Raw genomic sequence first — 1,108 nt, forward strand, 5'->3', positions numbered from 1 at the left:
TATCGAATGTATGTTCGAGTACGCGTTGGCGTCGCGGTCTACCCCGGAGTCTTGGGTGTTGTTGGATCGGGTGCGCGAGGCGGGGCGTGCGGAAACGCGGGCGGCCGCCGAACCGCTGGTGGCGGTGGGGGACTTGGTGGTGTTGCGGTGTCGCGATTCGGGGGAGCGGGCCGAGTGGGCGGCTGATGCGTGGGATGCGGTGGCCGCGCAGGTGGGTGCGGCGCTGGGATGCAGTGTGGCGCTGGCGCATAGCTATCTGCGGTATGCGATGGCGATGCGCGAGCGGCTGCCGCAGGTGGGCAAGGCGTTTCGGGCCGGGGATATCGACTATCGGGCGTTTCAGACGATCGTGTTTCGCACCGATTTGATCACCGATGCCGAGGTGATGGCGCGGGTGGATGCGCGGCTGGCGGTGGTGATCTCACGGCGTCCGTCGCTGACCCGCGGAGGGTTGGGGGCCGCGGTGGACCGAATCGTGGCCTTGGTGGATGCCGATGCGGTGCGCCGGGCCAAGGAGGCGATCGACGATCGGTTTGTCGATGTGCAGGCCAACGACTCGGGGATGGCGTGGCTTTCCGGCAGCGTGTTCGGCGCCGACGGGCGCGCGCTGGATCGGCGCCTCGATGAGTTGGCGGGCAGCGTGTGTGGGGCCGATCCGCGCACCCAGCGGCAGCGCCGGGCGGATGCGCTGGGTGCGCTGGCCGCCGGTGCGGACCGGCTGGGGTGTCAGTGCGGAATACCCGGGTGCGTCGGCGGGGCGCGGACCGCAAGCAATGTGGTGATTCATGTCGTCGCCGAGGCGGGCACGGTCGCCGGGCGCGGCGCGGCCCCGGGGGTGTTGCCCGGCGTGGAGGGGCTGGTGCCGGCCGAGGTGGTCGCCGAGTTGGCCGCCAACGCCAGGCTGGTGCCGGTGAGCGCCCCGACGCAGGCCGAGCCGCGCTATCTCCCCTCGGCCAAGCTCGCCGACTTCGTGCGGTGCCGGGATTTGACGTGTCGGGCGCCCGGGTGTGATCGGCCGGCGGTGGACTGCGATATCGACCATACGATCCCCTACGCCGATGGCGGTGCGACGCATCCGTCGAACCTGAAATGTCTGTGCCGCCACCAT

General features: G+C 70.4%; 1 protein-coding gene. It reads left to right on the top strand.

Annotation, left to right across the window (positions count from 1 at the left end; all coding sequences use genetic code 11):
- Window positions 1-10 precede the first annotated feature (10 nt).
- Window positions 11-1,108: HNH endonuclease signature motif containing protein (locus A5781_RS18925; protein WP_082939429.1), on the top strand; the 1,098-nt coding region annotated here is incomplete at its 3' end.

It is taken from the genome of Mycobacterium sp. 852002-30065_SCH5024008 (assembly GCF_001665645.1).
Lineage (GTDB): Bacteria > Actinomycetota > Actinomycetes > Mycobacteriales > Mycobacteriaceae > Mycobacterium > Mycobacterium paraffinicum.